The following is a 21,778-nucleotide window of genomic DNA, read 5'->3' as shown; positions in this document are numbered from 1 at the left end:
CCCGCCGGCCTCTGCAAGGCCGGCGGGTCGCCCATCCAATGCTCGCCGTTTCTTTACGGCTGCGCCGGTCCCTGGGTCTGCACCCGCCCCCGGATCGCTTCGGCATCCTTGATCAATTGGCCCAGGACGCCGTTGACGAATTTGCCTGACTCCTCCGTGCCGAACAGCTTCGCCATCTCGATCGCTTCATTCACGACAACCTTCGGCGGCACATCGTCGCGGTAGATCATCTCGTAAGCGGCAAGCCGCAAAATTTGGCGGTCCACCTTGGACAGCCTGTCCATCTGCCAGCCCTTCAAATAGTCCGACAGCAGCGCATCGATGTCGCTGCGGCGCGACGCCGTGCCTTTGACGAGCTCGGTCACGTATTGGGCCGAGATTTGATCCTTTTCCTGCATGAGCTTGGCCTCGTCCTCCGTCTGCGCTTCCTCCAGCACGTGGTCGATCGCGGCCTCCGCAGAGACGTCGTTCATTTCGATCTGATACAAGCATTGCAGGGCCAGTTCTCTAGCCAATCTGCGTCTCATTCGTGTTGCTCCTTCCGGGTTGTCCGAACTGCGGCGGCCTTCGCGAAGGCAACAAAAAAATCCAAGGCTTGAACCCAAGGATTTTAACGGAACCCTCTCCATTTGTCCAATAACCGCCGCCATTCGTCTTGATCGGGAATGAGCGGCATGTTGCGGTCCGCTCTTTTCCCTATGTAATATCCAGTATATACGATCAGGGCAAAGATTAACATATCCAGCAATCCGCTTATCAAATAAACGATGCCAAGCGCAAGGCCGACGGCCGAGCCGAGCGTCGCTCCTCTATGCCGCTCCCAGAGCTGCTCCCACCATAGTCTCCACATCCGGGAAAATCACCTCTATTCCACTCGACTCTTGAAGGTTGGCGTTGACGATTGAATATTGGCAACGAACACGGAGACCGAAGCTACGGGAATGCCCGTGATCTCTTCGACATAGGATTTGATATTCGCCTGCAGCTCTTCCGTCATGCCCGGAATCGGATGCTCGCCGTCAACGAGAGCGCGGACGGTAATTTCGATCCCTGCCTGGCTGACGTTCACGCGCGCCCGCAAATCTTTCAGTCCCCGGGTGCGGCCCGCCGCCTTCAAGGCCAAATTCTCCACCGTATCCAGCGAGATGCGAATATCCCCGTATTCGGTGCGCTGGTCGATCGACGGAGCTGAAGCTCGTCCGCTGCGAAAGGATACGTACAGGAAGCGGATGCTGATGAGAGCCATGACAGCTGTGACGCAGAGAAACGGCACGGCTGTGCCCATATCGCTGTAAACATCGCTGACGAACGCCTGCGCGTCTCGGTATCCGATCAGGCCGAAGCCTGCGGTCAGAAGGATGAGGGCAACAACCAGTATCGCAAGACTGAACAGCATAAGCAGCAATCGGTCCAGGACTTTTACCACGATGATTTGTCTCCTTCCGATAGATGGAGGAAACCCCCTGACCTGGCAGTAGGGGGTTTGCTTCCGGACTTTGAGTGATTATTTGACGCGCTGCGGGGAGGCTTCCTCCGTCTCCGGCTTCTCCGCCCCTTTAAAAATAACGTCGTGTATGTGCACGTTCACCTGCACGACCTGAAGCCCCGTCATCGACTCGATGGCATGCTTGACACTGCTCTGGACGGCACTTGCCACCTCGGGAATACGGGTGCCGTATTCGATGACGACCGATACGTCGATCGACGCTTCGCGCTGACCGACCTCGACCTTCACGCCCTTGGTGATGTTCTTGCGGCCGAGCAATTCCGCGATGCCGCCTGCGAAACCGCCGCTCATGCCCGCTACGCCCGGGACTTCCGTCGTCGCCATGCCGGCAATGATCTCAATCACCTCGGGGGCAATCTGAATCGTGCCCATCTCGGTCTTCTCATAATCCGCAGCTATGATGCTCATGGCTCGGTACCTCCTAATGGCTTTGGATGCGAAGCTTGCCTCCTTGCTTGTTCGCGGCTTAAGCTGCGGGAAGCAAACGACCCGGCAGCGCCGGACATCGGCAACTTGTCTTTATTGTATACTATACCATTTCGATTAAAATATGACAACGAATCCGGCCAAGCCGGCCCGATTACGAATCCGGGTCGTTGATGTCGTGCTCTTCCAGAAACTTGATGTCGTGATCGCCTGCCAAAAACTTCTTGTGCTCGAGAAGCTTCAGGTGGAACGGAATGGTAGAGTGGATGCCTTCGATGGCAAATTCGGACAGCGCCCGCTTCATCCGCTCAATCGCCTCGTTCCTGTCCGGCGCCCACACGATCAGCTTGGCGATCATGGAATCGTAATGCGGCGAAATCGTATATCCCGGATAGGCAGCGCTGTCGACGCGCACGCCGAAGCCGCCCGGCGGCAGGTAGAACTGGATTTGGCCGGCCGACGGCATGAAGTTGCGGCTCGGGTCCTCCGCGTTGATGCGGCATTCGATGGACCAGCCGTCGATCACCACGTCCTCTTGCGTGAAGGAAAGCGGTTCACCTTCGGCGATGCGGATCATTTCCTTGATGATGTCGATGCCTGTGATCATCTCGGTGACCGGATGCTCGACCTGAATGCGGGTATTCATCTCCATAAAGTAGAATTGTCCGTCCGGCCCAAGTAGAAACTCCAGCGTCCCCGCGCCCGCATAATTCACGGCCTTGGCCGCTCTCACGGCAGCTTCGCCCATCTGCTGCCGAATTTCCGGCGTCAGAATCGGGCAAGGCGCCTCCTCGACCAGCTTCTGGCGGCGGCGCTGCACGGAGCAATCGCGCTCGCCGAGATGGACGACATTGCCGTGCTTGTCGGCCAGCACCTGAATTTCCACGTGCTTCATGCCGGTCAAATATTTCTCCAGATACACGCCGGCGTTGCCGAACGCATTCTGCGCTTCCTGCTGTGCTGTCGTAATCTGCTGAATGAGCATCTCCTCATTCTCAGCCAGCCGGATGCCTTTGCCGCCTCCTCCGGCCGTCGCCTTGATGATCAGCGGATAGCCGATCTCGCGGCCGAGACGAATCGCCTCGTCCAGATCCTCGATCAGCCCGTCCGAACCGGGAATGACCGGCACGCCCGCTTCCTTCATCGTCTGCTTGGCGACCGACTTGTCCCCCATTCGGCTGATCGCTTCAGGCGACGGTCCGATAAAAGCGATGTTGCAGCTTTCGCAAATTTCGGCGAAATCGGCGTTCTCCGCAAGGAAGCCGTAACCGGGATGAATCGCGTCGGTCTCGGTGAGCGTAGCCACGCTCATAATGTTGGTGAAATTGAGGTAGCTGTCCTTGGACATCGTCGGGCCGATGCAGTATGCCTCGTCCGCCAGACGGACATGAAGCGCATCGCGGTCGGCCTCGGAATAGACCGCTACCGTAGAGATGCCAAGCTCCTGGCATGCCCGGATAATGCGGACGGCGATTTCCCCGCGGTTGGCGATCAGTACTTTGCGAAACTTCAATTGCATTCTCCCCTTACGATTCGCCCTCGAAGAGCTTAGTGCGGCTTGACCAGGAACAGCGGTTGGCCGAATTCGACCAGCTGGCCGTTCTGAACGAGCACTTCCACAATCTCGCCGGCGACCTCCGCTTCGATCTCATTCATCAGCTTCATCGCCTCGACGATGCAGACGATCGTTTTCTCGGTCACCTGGCTGCCCTTCGTAACATACGGAGCTGCTCCCGGCGAGGGAGCAGCATAGAAGGTGCCGACCATCGGGGACACAATCTTATGTAAGCTCGAGTCGTCGGCCTGCTCTGCCGGCTGCGCGGGTGCAGCGGCTGCCGGAGCTTGCACCGCAGCGCTTGGCGCCGCTGCCTGCGGAACGGCGACGACCTGCGGATAGGCTATCGGCGCCTGCGCCTGCGCGGCAATATGAGCAGCGGGCTCGGATATATTCGGTTTACGAATCGAAAGGCGGGTGCCTTCATTCTCGATTTCCAGTTCCTGAATGGAGGTTTGATCGACAAGCTTGATCAATTCCTTAATCTCGCTTAATTTAAACACGGAAATGCCTCACTCCTTCAACTTGGGTGTTACGGACGACTTTGATATTATAACTATAAACGATAGAAATGGAAAGAGTCCAGTTTGTCCGGACCCTTTCTCCAGTCGCTTATGGAAGGAGCGGCAATCGTGCTTAAGGACGGTAGGCGACGGCCACTTGCTCCGGGGAGACGCCGAGCTCGCTGAACATCAGATCGGTAATGCTGACGACCTGGCTCTTCTCCAGCTTCGCGGCCTGCACGGTCACTTTCCACTTGTCACCCTCCTGGGTGACGGCGACTAGCGGGAAGTCCTTCATCAGCGCTTCCTCAAGGCTGTCGATCTTCGCTTCCATCTCTTGAATTTTCCGGATTTCTTGCTCCGCTTTGGCGGCGGCTTCCGCCGTCTGCTTCGTATCCGCCGTGATCGTCATCAGCTGCTCGACTTTCCTCGCAATCTCTTCGTCGCGCTTCATTTGCAGGCCGATGAAGTAATCTTCGCCCGCCTTCGCCGTCTGCGACTGCTGCACCTGCTCCAGCACCTGCGCGTCCCTGGCGGTGGAGGACACCGGCTGGGCCGGTTCGCCGCCGTCTGCCGAGGAAGGCTTATCGCTGTTGGCGGAAGGCGCCTTCTCCGCCTTGCTGCCGCTGTCCCTGGACTCGGCCTTCGCTTCGCCGGACGCTTCCGGCTGCGACGGGCCGGACTTGGCGGCGTTTTCCCTGGAGCCGTCTGCGGCAGGCAGGCGAATCCCCGTCTTGCCGCCGGCTTCCGTTCCGGCCGCATTCAGATCGTTCACGTTGATCACCACTTCGCTGCCTTTCGGATCGGTCGCCGTCAGGTCCAGCTCGCTGATATCTTCGGTAAACAGATAATAGGCCGACAGCACAACCATCAGACTGAGCATCGAGACAAGCCAGACCGTTTGCCGTTTTGAATTCACTTGTAGTTCCTCCTTCGAACTGAAATAATCGGGATAGCCGCCTATGACGAGCGATTCCTCTCGTCATCGGTCGTCGCCTGCGGTGTTGAAATTTTGGCCCGGCGGTTTACCCCCAAAATTTTCAAGAGAGCCGCCTATGACGAGCGATTCCTTCGTCATCGGTCGTCTAATCTGGAAAATCACTGCTTCCGCGGCAGAATGGATATGCGGTGCGGCGGGACGTCCAGCCCCCGTTCGACGGCTTCGCTGATCATTTTTTTCACCGTCAAGTTTTCCGCCCCGCGGGCGACTACCAGTACGCCGCGAATTTTCGGCTTGATGTATTTCGTGACCAGCGGCTGCCGGCCGCCCCCCGATACTTCATAGATGACCACCTCCCCGCTGCGGGTCACATTCGTGATATGGCGGGTTGCTGCCTGCTGGTCTTTCTCGTTCGTGATCTGCTGCGATTCCTGCGTGCTGCGCTCCACGACGATCTCCTCCGTCGATTCGATCGTCACGAGCACCTCCACCTCGCCGACGCCGGCCACCTTCGTCAAAATGCTCTTCAATTGATTCTGGTAGGCTTCCTCGTATTCGCGAAATGAAGTGCGTTCGTCTCCTCCGCTGCCAAAAGCGGGCTGGGCCGGTTCCGCAGGCGAGCCGCGAACCGATCCGATGGGGTCCACCTCCTTCACGGTAATGAACGAGTGGAGTATCATGAACGCTGCTCCGGCCAGTCCGACCAGCATCAGCCACCGGACCGTCTGCACGCGCTTGGCCCCGCCGGGGCCGCCGCCCAGCTTTTGCTCCAGCCACTGCCACAGCTTCCCCATGGATTCACCTCCTGTCGCAATCTGCCGTCATTCGCTTCAAGGCCCCTTATGACGGGGCATCCGGCTCTCTCCAATCGACGCGCACTTGCTCGCTGTCCAGCTGCCATTCCCGCACGATCAGGCTGACGATCTGCGTCCGCTTCTGCGCCAGCTCGGGAGACTCCGCCTTCGCCGCTGCGGCTTCCGCATGCGGAGCGAGCGCTTCTCCGCCGGGCCGAATATCGATCGCGACGGGGGCGATCGGCTCGATCGGCTCTACCAACGCCGGGGCGCTGCCGCCGCGGGCGCCCGCCGCCTTCCGCTCCGCTGCCTTCTGCTCCGCTGCCTTCTGTTCTGCCGCTTCGTTTGCCGCCAGCACCTCGACGCCGCTCAGCGCCGGCTGTCCTTGGCCGTTCAGCTCCGCCTTCACGCGGATGGAAGCGACCCGGATGCGCAGCGATTGCTCCAGCTGCTGCTTCATCACCTCCGCCGCCTGCGACTCAACGAGCCGCAGCGACTGCTCCTGCTGCTTCGAGCGGAACGCTTCCGCGTCGCTGCGGATGCCCGCGACCGGGCGGAGCTCTCCCCCGCCTGCGGCCTGATTCTGCAGCAGCAGCCCGCTAGCGAGCCGCCGTTCGATCTGCGGGCGGACGTCCATCAGCGAAAACAGCGGCGACATCAGCGTCAGCACGATGAACAGGCTCATCACCGTCCGCACGTACCGCTGCATCGTCTGATTCGGCAGCAGCAGGTCGAGGAAGACCGCCAGCAAGACGACGAGAATGATCGATTTGAGCCAGCCGCTAAGCCATTCCACCTCCGTCAGCTCCTTTCGCCGCTTGTCGCATTCGCGCCGCCGGTCAGCGCATCATGACCGAGATGTTGGAGGCGGCGATCATGATCGTGATCGCCAGGAAAAACATCAGGCCGACGACCGCCAGCGCGGCGAACACGTAGATCAGGCTTTTGCCGATCGTGGACAGCGTGCCGATCATCGGGTTGTCCCCGAGCGGCTGCATCACCGCAGCGGCCACATGATAGATGGCGGCCAGCGCCAATATTTTGATCGCCGGGAAGGCGCACAGCATCAGGATGATGACGACGCCCGCCAGCCCGATCGCATTTTTGACGAGAAGCGAGGCGCCGATGACCGTCTCCGTCGCGTCGGAGAACATTTTGCCGACGACCGGCACAAAGTTGCCGGCGATATATTTGGCCGAGCGGATCGCCACGCCGTCCGTCACCGATCCGGCCGCTCCCTGCACCGATACGACGCCGAGAAAGACGGTCGCGAAAATGCCGAGAGCCCCTACGCTGACGTTGCGCAGCAAATTCGCCAGATGCGTTACCTTGTATTTGTCCGTCAAGGCGCTGACGATATGAAGCACGGCCGAGAAGAACAGGAGCGGAAACACGAACAGATAGATCGCTGTTCCGACGGCGTGAATCATAAAGACAACGAGCGGATGCAGCACCGACACCGACACCAGGTTGCCCATCGAGGCCAGCAGCGTCAGCAGCAAGGGCACGACAGCGATCATAAAATGAATCATGTCGGTAATCGCATCCTTGGCGTAGCCGATGGCCACGCTGAAGCTGTTGATCGCCATAATCATCAGCACCAGAAAGGAGATCGAATAGGCGATTTTGCTGACGGCGTTTTTTTCGAACGAGCTTTGCAGCGTCTCGAGCAGGATGCAAAAGATCGTCACGATGACGATGGACACCATCAGCTTGCCGTTGTACAAGAGCTCGTGGAACAGGTAGCGCAGGATGCCGCCCAGCACCGCGGAAAAGCTGAGCTGCGTCCCGGCCAGCAGCTCCGCGAAGGTCGGCACGCGGCTGTCGGGAAAATAGCCGCCGTATTGCTGAACGAGGCGGCTCCAGAACTGCTCGACCGGCTCGAGCGGCAATCGCTCCGCCTGCTCCTGGATCAGCCGTTCGAGCGGCGACGCCGCTCCGGCCGCATGGGCTTCGGCTCCTGGCGAAGCGATGGCCGGGGCGCCTGCCGGCTCCGCCGCCATGGCGGCCGGGGTGCCTCCGACAAGCAGGCCGCAAAGCGCCGCAAGCAGGATCGCCAGGCGCCAACATCCGCCTTGGCCCGCTTTGCGATGCGGTCCGCGGCGAGAGCAGAGGCGACCGTTTGACCGCGCGTATAGGTTGCTCCGATAATGCTGCAGCATGGGCTTTCACTCCTGGTCCTCCGTTTCCTTCCGCTCTGCCGCCCTCGCCCCGGCATCCCGCGCGGTCATGCGGGCAGCAGCCTGACCACGGTCTCGATGATGGCGGTCACGATCGGGATCGCCATGATCATAATGAGAATTTTGCCGGAAAGCTCGATCTTGGAGGCGACCGCCTCCTGCCCGGCATCCCGCACGATTTGCGCTCCGAATTCGGCGATATAGGCGATGCCGATAATTTTCAGTATCGTCCGCAAAAAGATCATGTCGACGTCGGCCTTGCCCGCCAATTCCTCCAGCACGCCGATCAAGGAAGTGATCTTCCCGAGCAGGAACAGGAAAATCGTGATGCCGGTAAACACGGTGAGCAGGAAGGCGAACATCGGCTTTTGCTCCTTGACAATGAGCACGAGAATCGCCGTCATTAGGCCCAGTCCGACAATTTGCACGATTTCCAAGGGCCCTCACCTATCCCGTCGCGTTTGATCTGCCGACCTTTCGCTATTGGAACAAAAAGATCGTTTTAATTTCCTTAAACAGGTTGTCAAGCATATTGACCACCATAAACAGCACGACGACAAATCCGATCACCGTCACCCAATGAGCCATATCCTCCTTGCCCATCTGCTTCAGCACGGTATGAATCATCGCGATAATGATGCCGATCCCGGCTATCTGGAATATCGCGTTCACGTCCACATTCATCGGCGGCACCTCATCTCAAAAAGCCCTAATCCCCCGAAGGCTGCCCCGCAAGGAAAGCCCGGGCTTCTACTAATACATCAATATGACGACCAGTGCTCCCAGCAGTAAGCCCAGACTCCGCCACATCCGCTCGTACTTGCCCTGCTCGTCCCGGGCCAGGCGTTCCTCCGCCTCAAGCTGCAGCATGCACAGCTTGAGATGCTTGGCCTGATCCTCGCGGTCGGACAAGCCGAGCGTAAAGCCTAACTGCCGGAGCGCTTCCCGCTCGGGCGGCTTCATGGCGGTGTGGCGCCAGCCTTGCGAAAGCGTGTCCTGCCATATCTGATGCACGGGCCGGCCCCGGCTCTCCGCCAGCTTCGCGGCGGCCGAGCGGAACAGCTGCCCGACGGGATCGGGACTGGCGGCGCCGATGCGCTCCAGCGCCTCGGGCAAAGGGGTAAAGCCGTACACGATCTCGGTCTCGAGCCGCTGCAGAGCGCGAATCAAATCGTTCAGCTGCCTGGGCCGGGCGGCCAACTGCCCTGCCTGGAAATACCCGAACAATGCGCCCGACAGCAGCACGAGCGCGGCTCCGATCAGCTTCAACATGGCGGCGCCTCCGTATCCTCGTCCCTTGCCCGTCTGCATCCTCGCGCGGGAATCCGCCGCGCCTTCAGCCTGCTCATCGGCCTCCTCCCCCAAGCTGCCGGCGCGGCTCGATGGGCCTGGCGTCCTCATCGAACACCTCCGCCTCGATGCCGGCCAGAGGATGCCTGCGCAGCACGGCTATGCGGCGAAAAATGCGCGCCGCGAGCAGCTCCCGCAGAATCGGCCGCTGGCGAATCTCGCGGACGTCGCGTCCGTGGGCGGTGGCCAGCACCGCAATTCCGGCATGGAGCGCCTCGTGCACGGCTTCCGCATCCTCGGCCCGTCCGATCTCGTCCACCACGAGCACCTCCGGCGACATAGAGCGGATCATCATCATCATGCCCTCCGCCTTCGGGCAGCCGTCGAGCACATCCGTCCGCGGGCCGAGATCGAAGGTGGGCACGCCCTTGACGGAAGCGGCGATCTCCGAGCGCTCATCCACGACGCCGACCTTGTAGCTGCGCCTCGCGCCCGGGCGAAGCGGCAATCCGTCCGGCGCGCCGCCGGCCCCTTCGCTGAGCAGCCGGGCCAGATCGCGAATCATCGTCGTCTTGCCCTGGCATGGCGGCGATACGATCAGCGTGTGCAGCGGTTCTCCGGAGACCGGATCGAGCAGCTGCGGCAGCAGGCGGGCTCCGGCATTCTTCCACTCCTTCGCCAGCCGTATATTGAAGCCGGCCACATCCTTCACGCTTCTGACTCTGCCTCCCTCGATCAGCACCCTGCCGGCCAGCCCGACCCGGTGCCCGCCGGCCACGGTAATATAACCGCGCTTCAGCTCTTCCTCGAACGTATACAGCGAATGCTGAGTGAGGGCTTCCAGCAGCGCCGAGCAGTCGCTTCGGGTCGGCCGGTAGGCGGCCTGCGCGTTACGGGTCGGCTCCCCGGCATCGCCGACGAAGCCGTATTCCAGCCCCCAGCCTACCTCCAGCGGCCGACCTTCGCGGATGCGAATTTCCTGCAGCCGGCCAAGCACCGGCTCCGGGAGCCGGGCAACTCTGGCGCGAAGCGGCGGAGACAACAGGGGAAGTACGGTTTGCATCGCGTTTCCCTCCAAGCTGTCCAGCTTTTTTCTTACAACCCAATGTATGCTTGGCCTATCGAATTATGACAGAATCGATTGGAAGATTGCTTGCCAGCAGGATTACTTTTTCAATATTCCGATAAAAATGCAGCTGACGCCAGCAAGCACCCACAGCAGGCGGCCGAAGGACAGCTTTTCGGCGATCCCGACGAGCCCGAGCGTCGTCGTGGTCAACAGCACCAGCGGGCCGACCAGCGCCAGACCGGAATTGACCATAAGCGCTTTGTCGACCTGATTCAGCCTCAGCATAATCAATGCGGCGATAATTTCGATAGTGCCGGACATCAGGCGCAGCGAGGCCATACCGAGGACGATTTTGCTCAGCACGGTTACGTTCCCCCCTTGTCTCACGATTACTGTATCAATCTATGCCGGCTCGTCTCATTTTAGGCATCGTTGGGCACAGCCCCAAGCGAAAATGCATATGATGAGACAGTAATTCCTAATCATGATTTGCGAGGCGATATGACATGGAGTTAACTGCACCGCTCCGATGGCCCGAGCGGCTGTGCGACCCTGCGGGCGTCCGCGAGAGCAAGCCGAGAACGACGGGAAAAACGATGGTGATCGATAAAGGTCTCGGTCTTCACGCCTTGGAGGATCTGCTGCTGACGGCGGGGGCTTACATTGACATGCTCAAGATCGGATTTGGCACCTCGCCGTTATATGCGACCGGATTGCTCCGCGAAAAAATTGAGATGGCCAAAGCCCACGATATCATCGTCTATCCGGGCGGCACATTCCTCGAGGTGGCGATTCGGCAAGACGCGGTCGACGATTATTTTCATATGATCTCCGCCTTGGGGTTCAACGGACTTGAAATTTCCGACGGCACGATCGAATTGTCGCGAAAAGTCCGCAGCGAGCTGATTCGCCGGGCTGACAACGAAGGGTTCGCCGTCGTTACCGAATACGGCAAAAAATGCTGGGGCTCGACGATCGAGGTCGAAGCGTTGATCGACACGGTCGCTGTCGATACCGATCTGGGGGCTTGTCTTGTCACCATCGAGGGACGCGAGTCGGGCAAGGGCGTCGGCATCTTCGACAGCAACGGGGAATGCAAGGATGACGAGATCGAGCGGGTGCTGGCTCATGTCCCGAGCCGCCATCTCCTATTATGGGAAGCTCCCCATAAAGAGCAGCAGGTGCACCTGATGCGCATGCTCGGTCCCGATATTCATATCGGGAATGTTGCGGCAGGCGATGTCATTTCGCTGGAGGCGCTGCGGCGGGGGCTTCGTTCCGATACGTTCGATTTCGGTCGGAAGAATGCGGAAGCGGGCGAATGATTCGCGGTACTGATCGGAGCAGGCAAGCAGTGCTGGTGGAAGCGCGGGCGCAGCAAGCATGCGTCCGCAGACGGACAAAGGAGGCGCTGTGATGAACATTCAGGTGATTCCCACAGTCAGTGAAGCGCGGACGGAAGATTTGGGCCATCGCATTGCCATCGTCGTCGATGTGCTGCGCGCCACCTCGACGATGCTGGCGGCGCTGGCGGCCGGAGCGGAGGCCGTCATCCCGGCGGAAACGGTGCAGCAGGCGAGACAGCTGCAGCAGCGCGGTTATTTGCTTGGCGGGGAGCGGTCATGCCGCAAAATTCCCGGCTTCGACCTCGGCAATTCTCCCCTGGAGTATACGGCGGAGGCGGTTCGGGGCCGGACCGTCGTCATGACGACGGCGAACGGCACCCGGGCGATCCAGAAGGCGGGCAAGGCCAGCCGCGTCCTCATCGGCTCCCTGCTCAACGGCAGAGCCTGCGCGGCCAAAGCCGCATCGTTTGGCGAAGATATCGCCATTCTTTGCGCCGGCACGCAGGATGTATTCGCGCTGGAGGACGGCTTGTGCGCCGGAATGCTGGCGGACGAACTGATCCGGCTCGGCGGCGGCCGGGACAGCGACATCGAGATGAACGATTTTGGCTGGAGCATGCTGTACGCCTACCGCGAAGCCAAGGATCGGCTGACCGACGCACTGCTGTCCAGCGCGAACGGCCGGCGGCTGACGAAGCTCGGCTTCCGCGACGATATCCTGTACTGCGCGAGAACGAACGTGCTGGAGCTCGCTCCGGACATGTCGGGCGGCCAGCTGTCCCTGGCGGCTGCGCAAATCTGAGGCAGGCGTTCTAAAACAAGCCCCCGTTCATACAAATAAAGAGAATCCATGAGACAAGGGGTCTTGGCATGAACGGGGAGATATTGCTTGTCGTCCTGATTATCATCGGGCTGCTCGGTCGTTCCCACATTATAACGACGGCAGCCTGTGTGCTTCTTGTCGTCAAATTGATCAGCCTGGACCGCTATTTGCCGACGATCGAACGGCGCGGGCTGGAGCTGGGACTGCTTTTTCTTACGATGGGCGTGCTTGTGCCGTTCGCCAGCGAACGCATTTCGCTGAAGGACGTCACCTCGGTGTTCACGACATGGCCGGGCATTCTGGCCCTGCTCGGCGGGGCGCTGGCAACGTATATGAACGGAAAAGGGCTCGCGCTATTAAAAATAGACCCACAATTGATTGTGGGTCTTGTGCTCGGCTCGATCATCGGCATCATCTTCCTGCGCGGCATTCCCGTCGGGCCGCTGATGGCCGCGGGCATTACCGCTTTCCTGCTGAAGCTCTTCACGTTCGTATTCGACAAGCTGCGTTAAGCCGCAGGCTGGATGCCGCGGCGGCGCGGAAGGCGGCTTACCTTCTCTCCGCCGGTCCGCCGACGAAGGCCGTCGTGTCCGTATCGAGGCCGTACGCCGTATGCAGCGCCTGCACCACTTCGTTCAAGCGACCGTTCTCGATGACGCAGGACGTCTTGATTTCGGACGTGCTGACCATCAGGATGCTGATGCCGAGATCGGAGATCACCTCGAACATCTTCGCTGCGACGCCCGGAGTGCTGACCATGCCGGCACCGACGATCGACACCTTGACCAGATCGGTCTCCGACGTCACCTCGCGGAATCCGACCGTCTGGCGAATGCTCTCGATGACGCCCAGCGCCTTGTCCAGATCGGACAGCGCGACGGTGAAGGAGAAATCAGCCTGGCCGTTCAACACGCCGCTCTGGACGATAATATCGACGTCGATCTGCTCCTGGGCAAGCGCCGTAAATACTTTGGCCAGCTGCCCCGGCTTCTCTTCCACCCCGAGGATGCTGATTCTGGCGACATTCTTGTCGTAAGCGATTCCCCGTACTACAATCCCTTGTTCCATAGCGGCTTCCTCCTTGACCATCGTTCCTTCGTTGTAAGTAAAGCTCGATCGGACCACGAGCTTGACGTTGTAGTTTTTGGCGTACTCCACCGCTCTCGGATGCAATACGGCCGCTCCGAGATTGGCCAGCTCCAGCATCTCATCGTACGAGATGGCGTCCAGCTTGCGCGCCACCTTCACGATGCGCGGATCGGTCGAATAAACGCCGTCGACGTCGGTGTATATTTCGCAGACGTCCGCCTGAATCGCTGCCGCCAGCGCCACGGCCGTCGTATCCGATCCGCCGCGGCCGAGCGTCGTAATCTCGCCATCTTCCGTCATCCCCTGGAAGCCCGCGACGATAACCACTTTATCCTCATGGAGCGCCTTGATCACGCGTTCCGGCTGAATATCCGTAATGCGCGCCTTGCCGTGCACCGCCTCCGTGTACATGCCGGCTTGCCACCCCGTGAACGAAACGGCCTTCAGTCCGAGGCTCTGTATCGCCATCGACAGCAGCGCGATCGAAACCTGCTCCCCTGTGGAGAGCAGCATATCCATCTCGCGGGCCGGAGGCGCGATCGTGCAGATCTGCTTGGACAGATCGATCAGATCGTCCGTCGTATCGCCCATCGCCGAAACGACGACGACGCACTGATGGCCCTCCCGTTTGCGCTCCGCTATGCGGCCTGCCACGCGCTTCATCCGTTCCGCATCGCCGACGGAGCTTCCGCCGAATTTCATGACTACCAGTGACACAGCTGCTCACTCCCTACCGTTACTTTTGCATAACAATGTATGATTATATCATACTCGTTCAGCGACATGAAAGAGAAAAATGTCGAAAAATAGAGTCCGGCCCTGCCATGAAGCCGTTCATCCTGAGCATGGAGCTCGAGCTGTTAGACAAAATATCAGCGGGCCGAAGGCGACGAGCGATCGCTCTCGCCCGCGAGCGCCCAAAACGTGCCGGTGCCCGCTTCCAGCATAGCTTCCGGCATATCGGAAACTTCGCGAATCGAAGACGCGAACAGCTGGCGGTAGGACGAGATCGTGCCTTCGTCTGTGACGATGAACACCCGTCTCTTCTCAAGCGACCTGCACCAGCCCAGCATTGTGGCGGCATGCTGGGCAAGCAGCGGCCCCGGCATCGAGGCGATGCCCTGCAGCCACAGATGCTCCGGCAGTCCGGCCGGCAGCAGAAAAGCGGGAAACTCCGCGGCCATCCGCTTCGGCTCCAGCGGCGGGTCCCACGCCTGCGGCGGCAGCTTAAAGCGCAGCGGATACGGCCTCGGGCCGGCGAGCGGATGCACGAAGCGGGCGCAGCCGGAATCGCCCGCCCAGAGTTCTGCCGTCTGCAGCGCCCTGAGCATCGGCCCGGCGACGAGCGCGTCCTCATCCGAGAGCGCCATCGCTTTAGCCAGCCGCCGCGCGAAGCGGATGCCGCGCTGCGACAGCGGCGCCTGATGCAGCGCGCCCGCCGCTCCTCCGCCCGGGCCGCTCGCCTCCGCTTTGCTGCACATGACGAATATAACGCTCACGAGCTTCACCTCGTTCACAGTGTCATCTTTATGTATATGCGCCCTGTGCTTGTCATTCGAACCCGGAAATGCGCCGATTTATGCCCGTCGGGGAATTTCCCGGTGAATATTTCCCGGGAAGGCGCAGCAATCGAGCGCTGTCCCGCCGCTTCGACAAATTCATGCGCTCGACCCGTCTCCATGATCTGACACAAGTCATCGCCTGTTCATCCGATTGTGCGGTAGGCCGGCGCTTCTTATTGTTCCTCATGCTTTCCCCGCAAAGTCGCAGGTCATGCGCCGCCTGCATCCAAGCTGGATCTTGATGTCCGCCGCGCTCATACCGATCGTCCTGGCCTTCACGCTGAGCTGACCTTGCCAAAGCTGGCGGCGCGAAACACGTTGCCGGTCTTGAAACGAGGGCTAAAGCGCGCATTCCCGCCAGCCCTCATCCGCCTGGAGCTGCCCTGGCTGCTGGCTGCGTACTGACCGAGCTGCGGGCGCCAGCCTTCATCCGCCTGGCGCTGCCGCAGCGCTTTATTTTGGAAAGTTACCCTTGCTCATAGGTTCTGACCGTTTCGCTCAAGGTGCGTCTGCCGACGCTGTCCCAAACGGAGCTCCTCTCGAAGGTTCCCGGCTGGAAGAAAAGAGGAAACCTGCGCTTGAACCAGTCCTGCATCGGCAGGTTCAGCGCTTCATCAATCGGGACCCACAAAAGCTCCCCTTCCGGCGGATCAGACAGCAGTTCTCCTGCGAAGGACGTCGCCAAATAATTAAATACCATGTATCTCTCGCCTGTAGCGATGTCGCATGAATCGGCCAAGCCTTTGTACACGATCTCCGTCACGGTTAGCCCGGTTTCTTCCTTCACTTCGCGTATAGCGCCCTGCACGATGCTTTCCGGAAACTCCACTTTGCCGCCGGGTGCGATGTATCCGGGAAAGCCTTTGCTGTCCGGCCGGTTGATCAGCAGCACCTTATCCTTGTCCTGCACCATGCACATCGTATAGAGCTTATATTCAAGCTGAGTGGCCATTCGTACTTGCACCTCCGCCATTTTCCATATTTATGTATGTCGCCCCGACGAACCGCCTGCGAAAGTCCGCCTGCTGCCATCTGCTGCTTTTCGGGTTTCCGGACGATCCAGCGGCTCTCCCGTCCGCCGCCAGCGCCGCCTTTGCGTTTGATGGTTCGATGGGCTACTCTTCTTCCGACGCAGCTCCGGCTAGCAGCGGGAATTGCTTAATATGTTACATGATGCTCTGATTCCTTGAAAACTGTCAAAATAAAGAACCGATGCGGATCGCTGAGATCGCATCGGCGTTAGCGCCCTTGGCGCCGCAGGCTTAGCGCGGGCATGGATGCGCTGCCGCTTCAACCTTCTCTGGCGCTTACGGGCGGAGCGGCGGCGACAAGGCGCAGCAAGAGCTCGATATTGGGCATCCGGTAACCGTACGCTTCCACATCCAGCGTCATTAACCCGGATAACACCATCAGATAGGTGGAGATCAATTCTCGCGGATCGCCGGAGATGATATCCCCCGCCTGCTGCCCTTCCACAAATACAGGAAGAAGCTGCTCGACAAACCACTCCATCGTCAAGCGGTCGATCAGTTCCTTGGCCTTCTCGGGAACGCCTTCGGACGTACGGGCCTGATGAATCAGCATAAAATACGGCGTGCCGCTTTCGTCCAAAATCTCCTTCGTCAGCGCCTTGATCTTGTCGATCGCCGTCCCCGGATATTCGCTGATCCCCTTCATCGCGGCTTCCGCGCCCTCCATCGCCTCCTCCACGAGCGAAACGAACAGCTCTTCCTTCGATTTAAAATAATGATAGAGCAGGCCGTGGCTGATGCCGGCCTCGTGCGCGATCATGCTCATTTTCGTGCCTGCCAGCCCTCTCCGGGCGAACACTTTCAGCGCAGCCCCCATAATTTGTTCCTTGCGCTCATCCCGGATTTGGTGCAGTTGATTTTCGTTCATCGGGGACAATGGCGGCCCACTCCTTCGCGGATTCGTCATCCATCATTATAAAATGTTCGGGCAGTATTCGGAACAAGGCGTCGGCCAATTCCTCTCCCTCCGCCGCAAGCTCGCCCAGCAGCCGCTTCCCTTCCTCCGTCGCTGCGAGAACGGCAGCGGCCGTCTCCGGATGAAAAAGAAAACGCGGAGGAATCCCGAGCGAGCTGACTCCCCAATAAAGCCCGTAAAGCGTAAGATCGCCCCGTTCGGTTGCATATCGCAAGAACAGATCCAAATACCGGCAGCCGAATTCAATGCCTTTCAGTGGCCTTGGGCCGGCGTATTCGACCCGCTCCCACTGCAAATCCGCGGCGCAATTGAACCACCAGGCCGTCTCGATTACCCGCTTGATGGACCGGTGAAACCGCTGCGCGAAGTCCGGTCTGGGCTCGCTCTGCTGTTCGCGCAGGCAGCTTCCCAGCATTTCGGCTGCAATGGCGGCGACCGTCATGCCTTGGCCGAATACCGGATCGTAAATGCAGTAGGCGTCGCCGATAACCAATAGCCCGGACGGCCAGCGATCCATCTGCTCGTAGCAATGACAGTACAGCTCCGGTATCCGGTAAGCCCGCGGCGGCGCCAGCGGTTCCAGCTGCTGCACGATGTCGGCGATCAGCTTGTCGGGAAGCCCGGCAACGGCCTTCTCGAACTCGTTCGCATTTACCGGCGGATATTGTCCGCCAGGGCGGCTCAGCACCAGCTCTGCCATGTTATGCTCAATGGTAGAGAACACGCCTCCGAATGTTCCTTGCGCAGGCTGCCCCGAAATGTGTATAGTATCCCACATTTCCGTCAAATGCGCCAGATGGGAAGGAATACGATAGCGGCGCGTGCTGTATCCGAGAGAAAGCTGCAGCCGGTTCGGCTCGGGCACCGAATAGCCGAGCTCGGTCAGCCATGCGGACAGCCTGGAGCCGCGTCCCCCTGCTTCGACGACAAGCTCGGCCGCAAGCTCCCGCTCCCGGCGCATGCCGCTGCGCTCCGATACGCGGACTCCGGTCACCGCGCTGCGCTCGGCGTTCGTCAGCAAGGAGACGACCTCGTGCTTCGGCATAAAACGGACGTTCGGAATATCGTGCGCTCTCCGGCGCAATACCCATTCCAGCAGCGCCCGGCTGAATTTGAGATCGTCATCGGGGTTTTGCATTTCCAGGCTCCCGTACTGATTCAGGAAATATAGCTTTTTATTGCGGACAGACCGGGCCCCGCCTGCGATCATTTCGTCCTCATATCCCGGAAACAAGCGGTTCGCGATTTGTTTCCCCCGGTCGGTAAAGCGATGCGGATGAAATGCTTGCGGAATGCCGGCCCGTTCCCCGGGCTTCTCGGGATACTCATCCTTCTCGATGACAAGCACCTCGCTGTAATAGTCGGACAATACTCTGGCCGTCAATATTCCGGCAAACCCTCCGCCAATGACAATGGCTTTTCCTGTTGCTTGCTCAGCTTGCTTCATTCCGCGTCTCATCCTTTCGGAATTGCATATGATTTTTTGATTGACTTAATCAGTCAATAATAAAATAAATGATGCCGCGCTTCCCGTCAAGAGAAAAAATGGTGGAGACGATCAAGTCGAGCGTTCTGATTCAAACCCGACATCCGTGCGTCTACAGAGTAGGCGAAATGGAATGATGCAGCCTAAGCGTGCATGGTGCGTGTCTTCGTGCTTGGGCAGGCAGGGCGGATTACCGCTGCCAACACTGCGGAGCGGAGATCCCCTCCATGTGCCGGAACGCCTTCCGCTGATGCCCAGTCGGGCGTATTTCAGTTGCCCGCACCGCTGAGGCGGACGCTCGGTGCCGGGGGGCGAAGCCGTGCTTTCCCGCGTCGCTCTCTGCTCCATTTTTGCTCGGATGCGGCTAATCGATTTGCGCGATTTGCCAGTGTTGCGGCGGACTCCGCATGCAGCTCAACGAATGTTGTATTTTGTACAACAATACCGGGCCTGTTGGCTGATTTTTTGAGCGAATGTTGTATTTTGTGCAAAATTTCGAGCCAGTTTTAGTGGTTTTTTCGCTGATGGAGCTTAAAATCATGTACGAAATACAACATTCCGTCTCTTTTTCCAAAATAGAGGGTCAAATGTTGTATTTTTTGCAATATTCCAATACAGGGGGTTCCTATCGTTGAAAAAGCTTATCTTTCGTGCGGTCACCTGCCTTAATGAATTAGGAAGTTTCCCGCTTTAAAAAACCTGGGTAACTGTTATCGACCGCGTTTAACTCGTCGTTTTTGATCATGATCTTCGATCGCACCGCATCGTAACCTACTGCAACTCCCAGGCTTTCGGTCTGTAGGCGAGCCGACAAATAAACACGGACGTTGTGGTTGAACAATTTGTATTCGTCGCTGAATCCCCGCTTGTTTTGCCGTTGACCTCCAATGCAGCCGGAAAACCATTCCTTTACTACCAAATTTGAGGCCCATCAACCCCCAAGGGTTTACTTAAATAAAACCGACGAAATGGTTAAAACGTTCCACACAAAAAACAAAAAGCACTTCACCTCAGTGAAATGCTTGAAAAAAGCATCGTGCCGCTCAGTCTATCTTTTTATGGTGCGAAAAATCCACCTCAGCGCGAAAAACGCCGCCACCCCCGCTACGAAAAGGAGCGCAAGCTGACCTGCCCAGTCTGTCGGGCTCCCTATGACCCCGAAGCTTACTTTGCTCTCAAGGTAACCAACCGTTTCGTAAGCCTTGATAACATCAGGGACATAGTTCATGGTCTGATACATGCCCCAACCGATCTGAATGCCGAAATAAATCACGATAACAGCCATTGAAAACAATACCGATTGAATGATCGTTTTTCCCATTGTCCTCTGCTTTCCTCCACCGGGCCTCTGCTTATCGGCAGGAACGCTGCAAGCGGCCTGATGACGCTCCGCGATCGCGATCCAGTCTTTTACAAATCCGATTATACTAACAAAATATGCCGCGGTAAAGCGAACGCAGGCTTACGGATTGGACGCCGCGGAACGGCGGACGTACCGCGACAGCAGGCCGTGCTTCGGCGACGCCAGGAAGCTGACCAAAAACACGAGGCCGGTCGCGAACGCCATGGAGCCGGAGATGGACGTATCGACCCATACCGCGATCGCATAGCCGGCGATGGCCGACACGACGCCGAACGCGGCGCTGACGACCAGCATGACCGACAACCGGTCGGTCCACAAATAAGCGGCGGCCGCCGGCGTGATCAGCATGGCGACGACCATGATCGCGCCGACCGCATCGAACGAGGCTACGGTCGTGACCGAGACGAGCGACATGAACAAATAGTGCATCCATACGACCGGAATGCCGATGCTTGCCGCCAGCGCCGGATCGAACGAGGTGATTTTCCATTCTTTATAAAAAGCGATAATAACCAGCAGCAGCACGATCGTCACCGCGCTCAACATAAAAGTCGCCTCCGGCATTTCGCCGATCCACGGCAAAGAGATCGTCTGCCACGGCACGAACGTAATTTCGCCCATCAGCGCATGCTTGACGTCCAGATGGGCGTTGCCCGCCTGCGTCGCGATCAGAATGACGCCGACGGCGAACATCGTCGTGAACACGACGCCGATGGACGCGTCCTGCTGCACGCCGCGCGAATGAAACCACTGCACGAGCACCGCCGTCAGCAGGCCGGCGATCATCGCGCCGATCAGCATATGTCCTCCGCTCAGCTCGCGGGTGATCAAAAAAGCGACCACAATGCCCAGCAGCACCGTATGGCTGATCGCATCCGCCATCATCGCCATTCGGCGCAGGATGAGAAAAGCGCCGACAATGCCGCAGGACAAGCCCACCAGCGACGCCGTAAGCAAAATCCATGCCGTATAGCTCATCCTAATTCCCCTCCTTCATCGCCGTCTGCCCGCTCCAGGAGCGAACGGCCTGTTTCCTCTGCATTCTGAGCTGCAGTGTCTGGATCAGCAGCCCTTTCTGAGCGCCGAAGACGAGCGAGACGCAGAACAGCACGGAAGAAGCGACGACGATGAACGGCCCGGTCGGCCAGCCTTTGCCGAGCGTGCTGGCCAGCGTGCCGACCATCCCGGCCCCTCCGCCGAAAAGTGCCGACAGCACGACCATCCATTTGAACGATTGCGTCCAATAGCGCGCGCTGACAGCCGGGATAATAAGCAGCGCCGCCATCAAAATAACGCCGACCGCCTGAATGCCGATGACGATGACGAGAACGAGCACGGCCAGGTAGATCGCATTCATCAGGCGTCCCGAAAGCCCGAGACCGCGGGCGAAATCGGCGTCAAACAAAAACAGCTTCCATTCCTTGAAGCCGATGAATACGACGAGAATAACGAGCGCCGCCAGCGCGAGCATCGTATAGACATCCTTGCGCACCATCGAAGCGGCCTGGCCGAAGATAAAGCTGTCCAATCCGCTCTGATTGCCGCCGGCCGACCGGTTGACGATCGTCAGCAGCATGATGCCGAGCCCGAAGAAGACGGACAGGATCATGCCCATCGCCGTATCCTCCTTGATCCGGCTCGAGGAGCGAATCCACTGAATCAGAAGCGCCCCGAGCAGCGCGCTGACGGCCGCGCCGACGATCAGCGCCGGCAACTGCTTGCTGCCGGTCAAGGCGAAGGCGATCACGACGCCCGGCAAAGCGGCATGGGACAGCGCATCGCTCATCAGGCTCTGCCGCTTCCAATAGGCAAGGCATCCGATCATGCCGGATGCCATTCCCAAAATCAAGGTGCTAAGCAGCACCCACTGCGCATTCGCGGTAAAAACCGTACCCATG

26 protein-coding genes are annotated in these 21,778 nt (G+C 59.1%); 3 read left to right on the top strand and 23 right to left on the bottom strand.

What is annotated here, in order from left to right:
• Positions 1–53: 53 nt before the first annotated feature.
• The 15 genes from nusB to F591_RS0101095 form a co-directional block, all read right to left on the bottom strand.
• Positions 54–527 carry a transcription antitermination factor NusB gene (gene nusB, locus F591_RS0101165; protein WP_019532747.1) on the bottom strand — a complete coding sequence of 158 codons (474 nt, stop codon included), beginning with the start codon at positions 525–527 and terminating at the stop codon, positions 54–56.
• 83 nt (positions 528–610) lie between these two features.
• Positions 611–850: a DUF2273 domain-containing protein gene (locus F591_RS0101160; RefSeq protein ID WP_019532746.1), complete on the bottom strand. Its 240-nt coding sequence runs from the start codon at positions 848–850 to the stop codon at positions 611–613.
• Between the two features lie 15 nt (positions 851–865).
• Entirely contained in the window at positions 866–1,426 is a 561-nt protein-coding gene (gene amaP / locus F591_RS0101155) for an alkaline shock response membrane anchor protein AmaP (RefSeq protein WP_019532745.1), read from the bottom strand.
• 78 nt (positions 1,427–1,504) lie between these two features.
• A complete protein-coding gene (locus F591_RS0101150; RefSeq protein ID WP_019532744.1) occupies positions 1,505–1,915 on the bottom strand; it encodes an Asp23/Gls24 family envelope stress response protein in 411 nt (136 codons plus the stop codon).
• 172 nt (positions 1,916–2,087) lie between these two features.
• Complete coding sequence (gene accC / locus F591_RS0101145) at positions 2,088–3,446, bottom strand: acetyl-CoA carboxylase biotin carboxylase subunit (RefSeq protein WP_019532743.1); 1,359 nt, start codon at positions 3,444–3,446, stop codon at positions 2,088–2,090.
• 35 nt (positions 3,447–3,481) lie between these two features.
• Positions 3,482–3,991, bottom strand: coding sequence for an acetyl-CoA carboxylase biotin carboxyl carrier protein (gene accB, locus F591_RS0101140; protein WP_019532742.1), 510 nt, complete (start codon positions 3,989–3,991; stop codon positions 3,482–3,484).
• 133 nt (positions 3,992–4,124) lie between these two features.
• Positions 4,125–4,910 carry a SpoIIIAH-like family protein gene (locus tag F591_RS0101135; RefSeq protein ID WP_019532741.1) on the bottom strand — a complete coding sequence of 262 codons (786 nt, stop codon included), beginning with the start codon at positions 4,908–4,910 and terminating at the stop codon, positions 4,125–4,127.
• A 179-nt stretch (positions 4,911–5,089) separates the two neighbouring features.
• A complete protein-coding gene (spoIIIAG, locus tag F591_RS0101130; protein ID WP_019532740.1) occupies positions 5,090–5,725 on the bottom strand; it encodes a stage III sporulation protein AG in 636 nt (211 codons plus the stop codon).
• A 46-nt stretch (positions 5,726–5,771) separates the two neighbouring features.
• A complete protein-coding gene (gene spoIIIAF / locus F591_RS0101125; protein ID WP_019532739.1) occupies positions 5,772–6,521 on the bottom strand; it encodes a stage III sporulation protein AF in 750 nt (249 codons plus the stop codon).
• A 43-nt stretch (positions 6,522–6,564) separates the two neighbouring features.
• A complete protein-coding gene (gene spoIIIAE, locus F591_RS0101120; protein WP_019532738.1) occupies positions 6,565–7,887 on the bottom strand; it encodes a stage III sporulation protein AE in 1,323 nt (440 codons plus the stop codon).
• A 65-nt stretch (positions 7,888–7,952) separates the two neighbouring features.
• On the bottom strand, positions 7,953–8,342 hold the full coding sequence (gene spoIIIAD, locus F591_RS0101115; RefSeq protein ID WP_019532737.1) for a stage III sporulation protein AD: 390 nt from the start codon (positions 8,340–8,342) through the stop codon (positions 7,953–7,955).
• Between the two features lie 43 nt (positions 8,343–8,385).
• The gene (spoIIIAC, locus tag F591_RS0101110; protein WP_019532736.1) at positions 8,386–8,589 is read right to left on the bottom strand and encodes a stage III sporulation protein AC; all 204 of its coding nucleotides are present in this window, start codon (positions 8,587–8,589) and stop codon (positions 8,386–8,388) included.
• Between the two features lie 69 nt (positions 8,590–8,658).
• Entirely contained in the window at positions 8,659–9,177 is a 519-nt protein-coding gene (gene spoIIIAB, locus F591_RS0101105) for a stage III sporulation protein SpoIIIAB (RefSeq protein WP_026326295.1), read from the bottom strand.
• A gap of 73 nt (positions 9,178–9,250) precedes the next feature.
• Positions 9,251–10,258: a stage III sporulation protein AA gene (spoIIIAA, locus tag F591_RS27095; RefSeq protein ID WP_019532734.1), complete on the bottom strand. Its 1,008-nt coding sequence runs from the start codon at positions 10,256–10,258 to the stop codon at positions 9,251–9,253.
• A gap of 102 nt (positions 10,259–10,360) precedes the next feature.
• Positions 10,361–10,627 carry a YqhV family protein gene (locus tag F591_RS0101095; RefSeq protein WP_019532733.1) on the bottom strand — a complete coding sequence of 89 codons (267 nt, stop codon included), beginning with the start codon at positions 10,625–10,627 and terminating at the stop codon, positions 10,361–10,363.
• A 143-nt stretch (positions 10,628–10,770) separates the two neighbouring features.
• On the opposite strand from F591_RS0101095, the gene comA reads away from it, so the two are divergent.
• The 3 genes from comA to F591_RS0101080 all read left to right on the top strand — a co-directional run bounded on the left by comA (position 10,771) and on the right by F591_RS0101080 (position 12,945).
• A complete protein-coding gene (gene comA / locus F591_RS0101090) occupies positions 10,771–11,589 on the top strand; it encodes a phosphosulfolactate synthase (RefSeq protein ID WP_019532732.1) in 819 nt (272 codons plus the stop codon).
• A gap of 91 nt (positions 11,590–11,680) precedes the next feature.
• Complete coding sequence (locus F591_RS0101085) at positions 11,681–12,412, top strand: 2-phosphosulfolactate phosphatase (protein ID WP_019532731.1); 732 nt, start codon at positions 11,681–11,683, stop codon at positions 12,410–12,412.
• A 68-nt stretch (positions 12,413–12,480) separates the two neighbouring features.
• Complete coding sequence (locus F591_RS0101080; protein ID WP_019532730.1) at positions 12,481–12,945, top strand: DUF441 domain-containing protein; 465 nt, start codon at positions 12,481–12,483, stop codon at positions 12,943–12,945.
• Between the two features lie 37 nt (positions 12,946–12,982).
• On the opposite strand, the gene F591_RS0101075 is transcribed toward F591_RS0101080, so the two are convergent.
• The 8 genes from F591_RS0101075 to F591_RS0101040 form a co-directional block, all read right to left on the bottom strand.
• Entirely contained in the window at positions 12,983–14,239 is a 1,257-nt protein-coding gene (locus F591_RS0101075) for an aspartate kinase (protein ID WP_026326294.1), read from the bottom strand.
• Between the two features lie 155 nt (positions 14,240–14,394).
• Complete coding sequence (locus F591_RS27090; protein ID WP_156829408.1) at positions 14,395–15,021, bottom strand: histidine phosphatase family protein; 627 nt, start codon at positions 15,019–15,021, stop codon at positions 14,395–14,397.
• 529 nt (positions 15,022–15,550) lie between these two features.
• Entirely contained in the window at positions 15,551–16,036 is a 486-nt protein-coding gene (locus F591_RS0101065; protein WP_019532727.1) for an 8-oxo-dGTP diphosphatase, read from the bottom strand.
• Between the two features lie 338 nt (positions 16,037–16,374).
• On the bottom strand, positions 16,375–16,992 hold the full coding sequence (locus tag F591_RS0101060; RefSeq protein WP_026326293.1) for a TetR/AcrR family transcriptional regulator: 618 nt from the start codon (positions 16,990–16,992) through the stop codon (positions 16,375–16,377).
• Positions 16,949–18,478, bottom strand: coding sequence for an NAD(P)/FAD-dependent oxidoreductase (locus F591_RS0101055; RefSeq protein WP_019532725.1), 1,530 nt, complete (start codon positions 18,476–18,478; stop codon positions 16,949–16,951). Before F591_RS0101055 ends, F591_RS0101060 begins: the two co-directional genes overlap by 44 nt.
• Positions 18,479–19,565: 1,087 nt before the next feature.
• A complete protein-coding gene (locus F591_RS27085) occupies positions 19,566–19,838 on the bottom strand; it encodes a hypothetical protein (RefSeq protein ID WP_019532724.1) in 273 nt (90 codons plus the stop codon).
• A 141-nt stretch (positions 19,839–19,979) separates the two neighbouring features.
• The gene (locus F591_RS0101045; RefSeq protein ID WP_019532723.1) at positions 19,980–20,858 is read right to left on the bottom strand and encodes a metal ABC transporter permease; all 879 of its coding nucleotides are present in this window, start codon (positions 20,856–20,858) and stop codon (positions 19,980–19,982) included.
• Between the two features lies 1 nt (position 20,859).
• Entirely contained in the window at positions 20,860–21,777 is a 918-nt protein-coding gene (locus F591_RS0101040) for a metal ABC transporter permease (protein WP_019532722.1), read from the bottom strand.
• Position 21,778: the final 1 nt, after the last annotated feature.

The organism is Paenibacillus ginsengihumi DSM 21568, from assembly GCF_000380965.1.
GTDB classification, from domain to species: domain Bacteria; phylum Bacillota; class Bacilli; order Paenibacillales; family NBRC-103111; genus Paenibacillus_G; species Paenibacillus_G ginsengihumi.
Note: the sequence above shows the minus strand (reverse complement) of the source record. Positions and strands in the feature narration are given on the sequence as shown.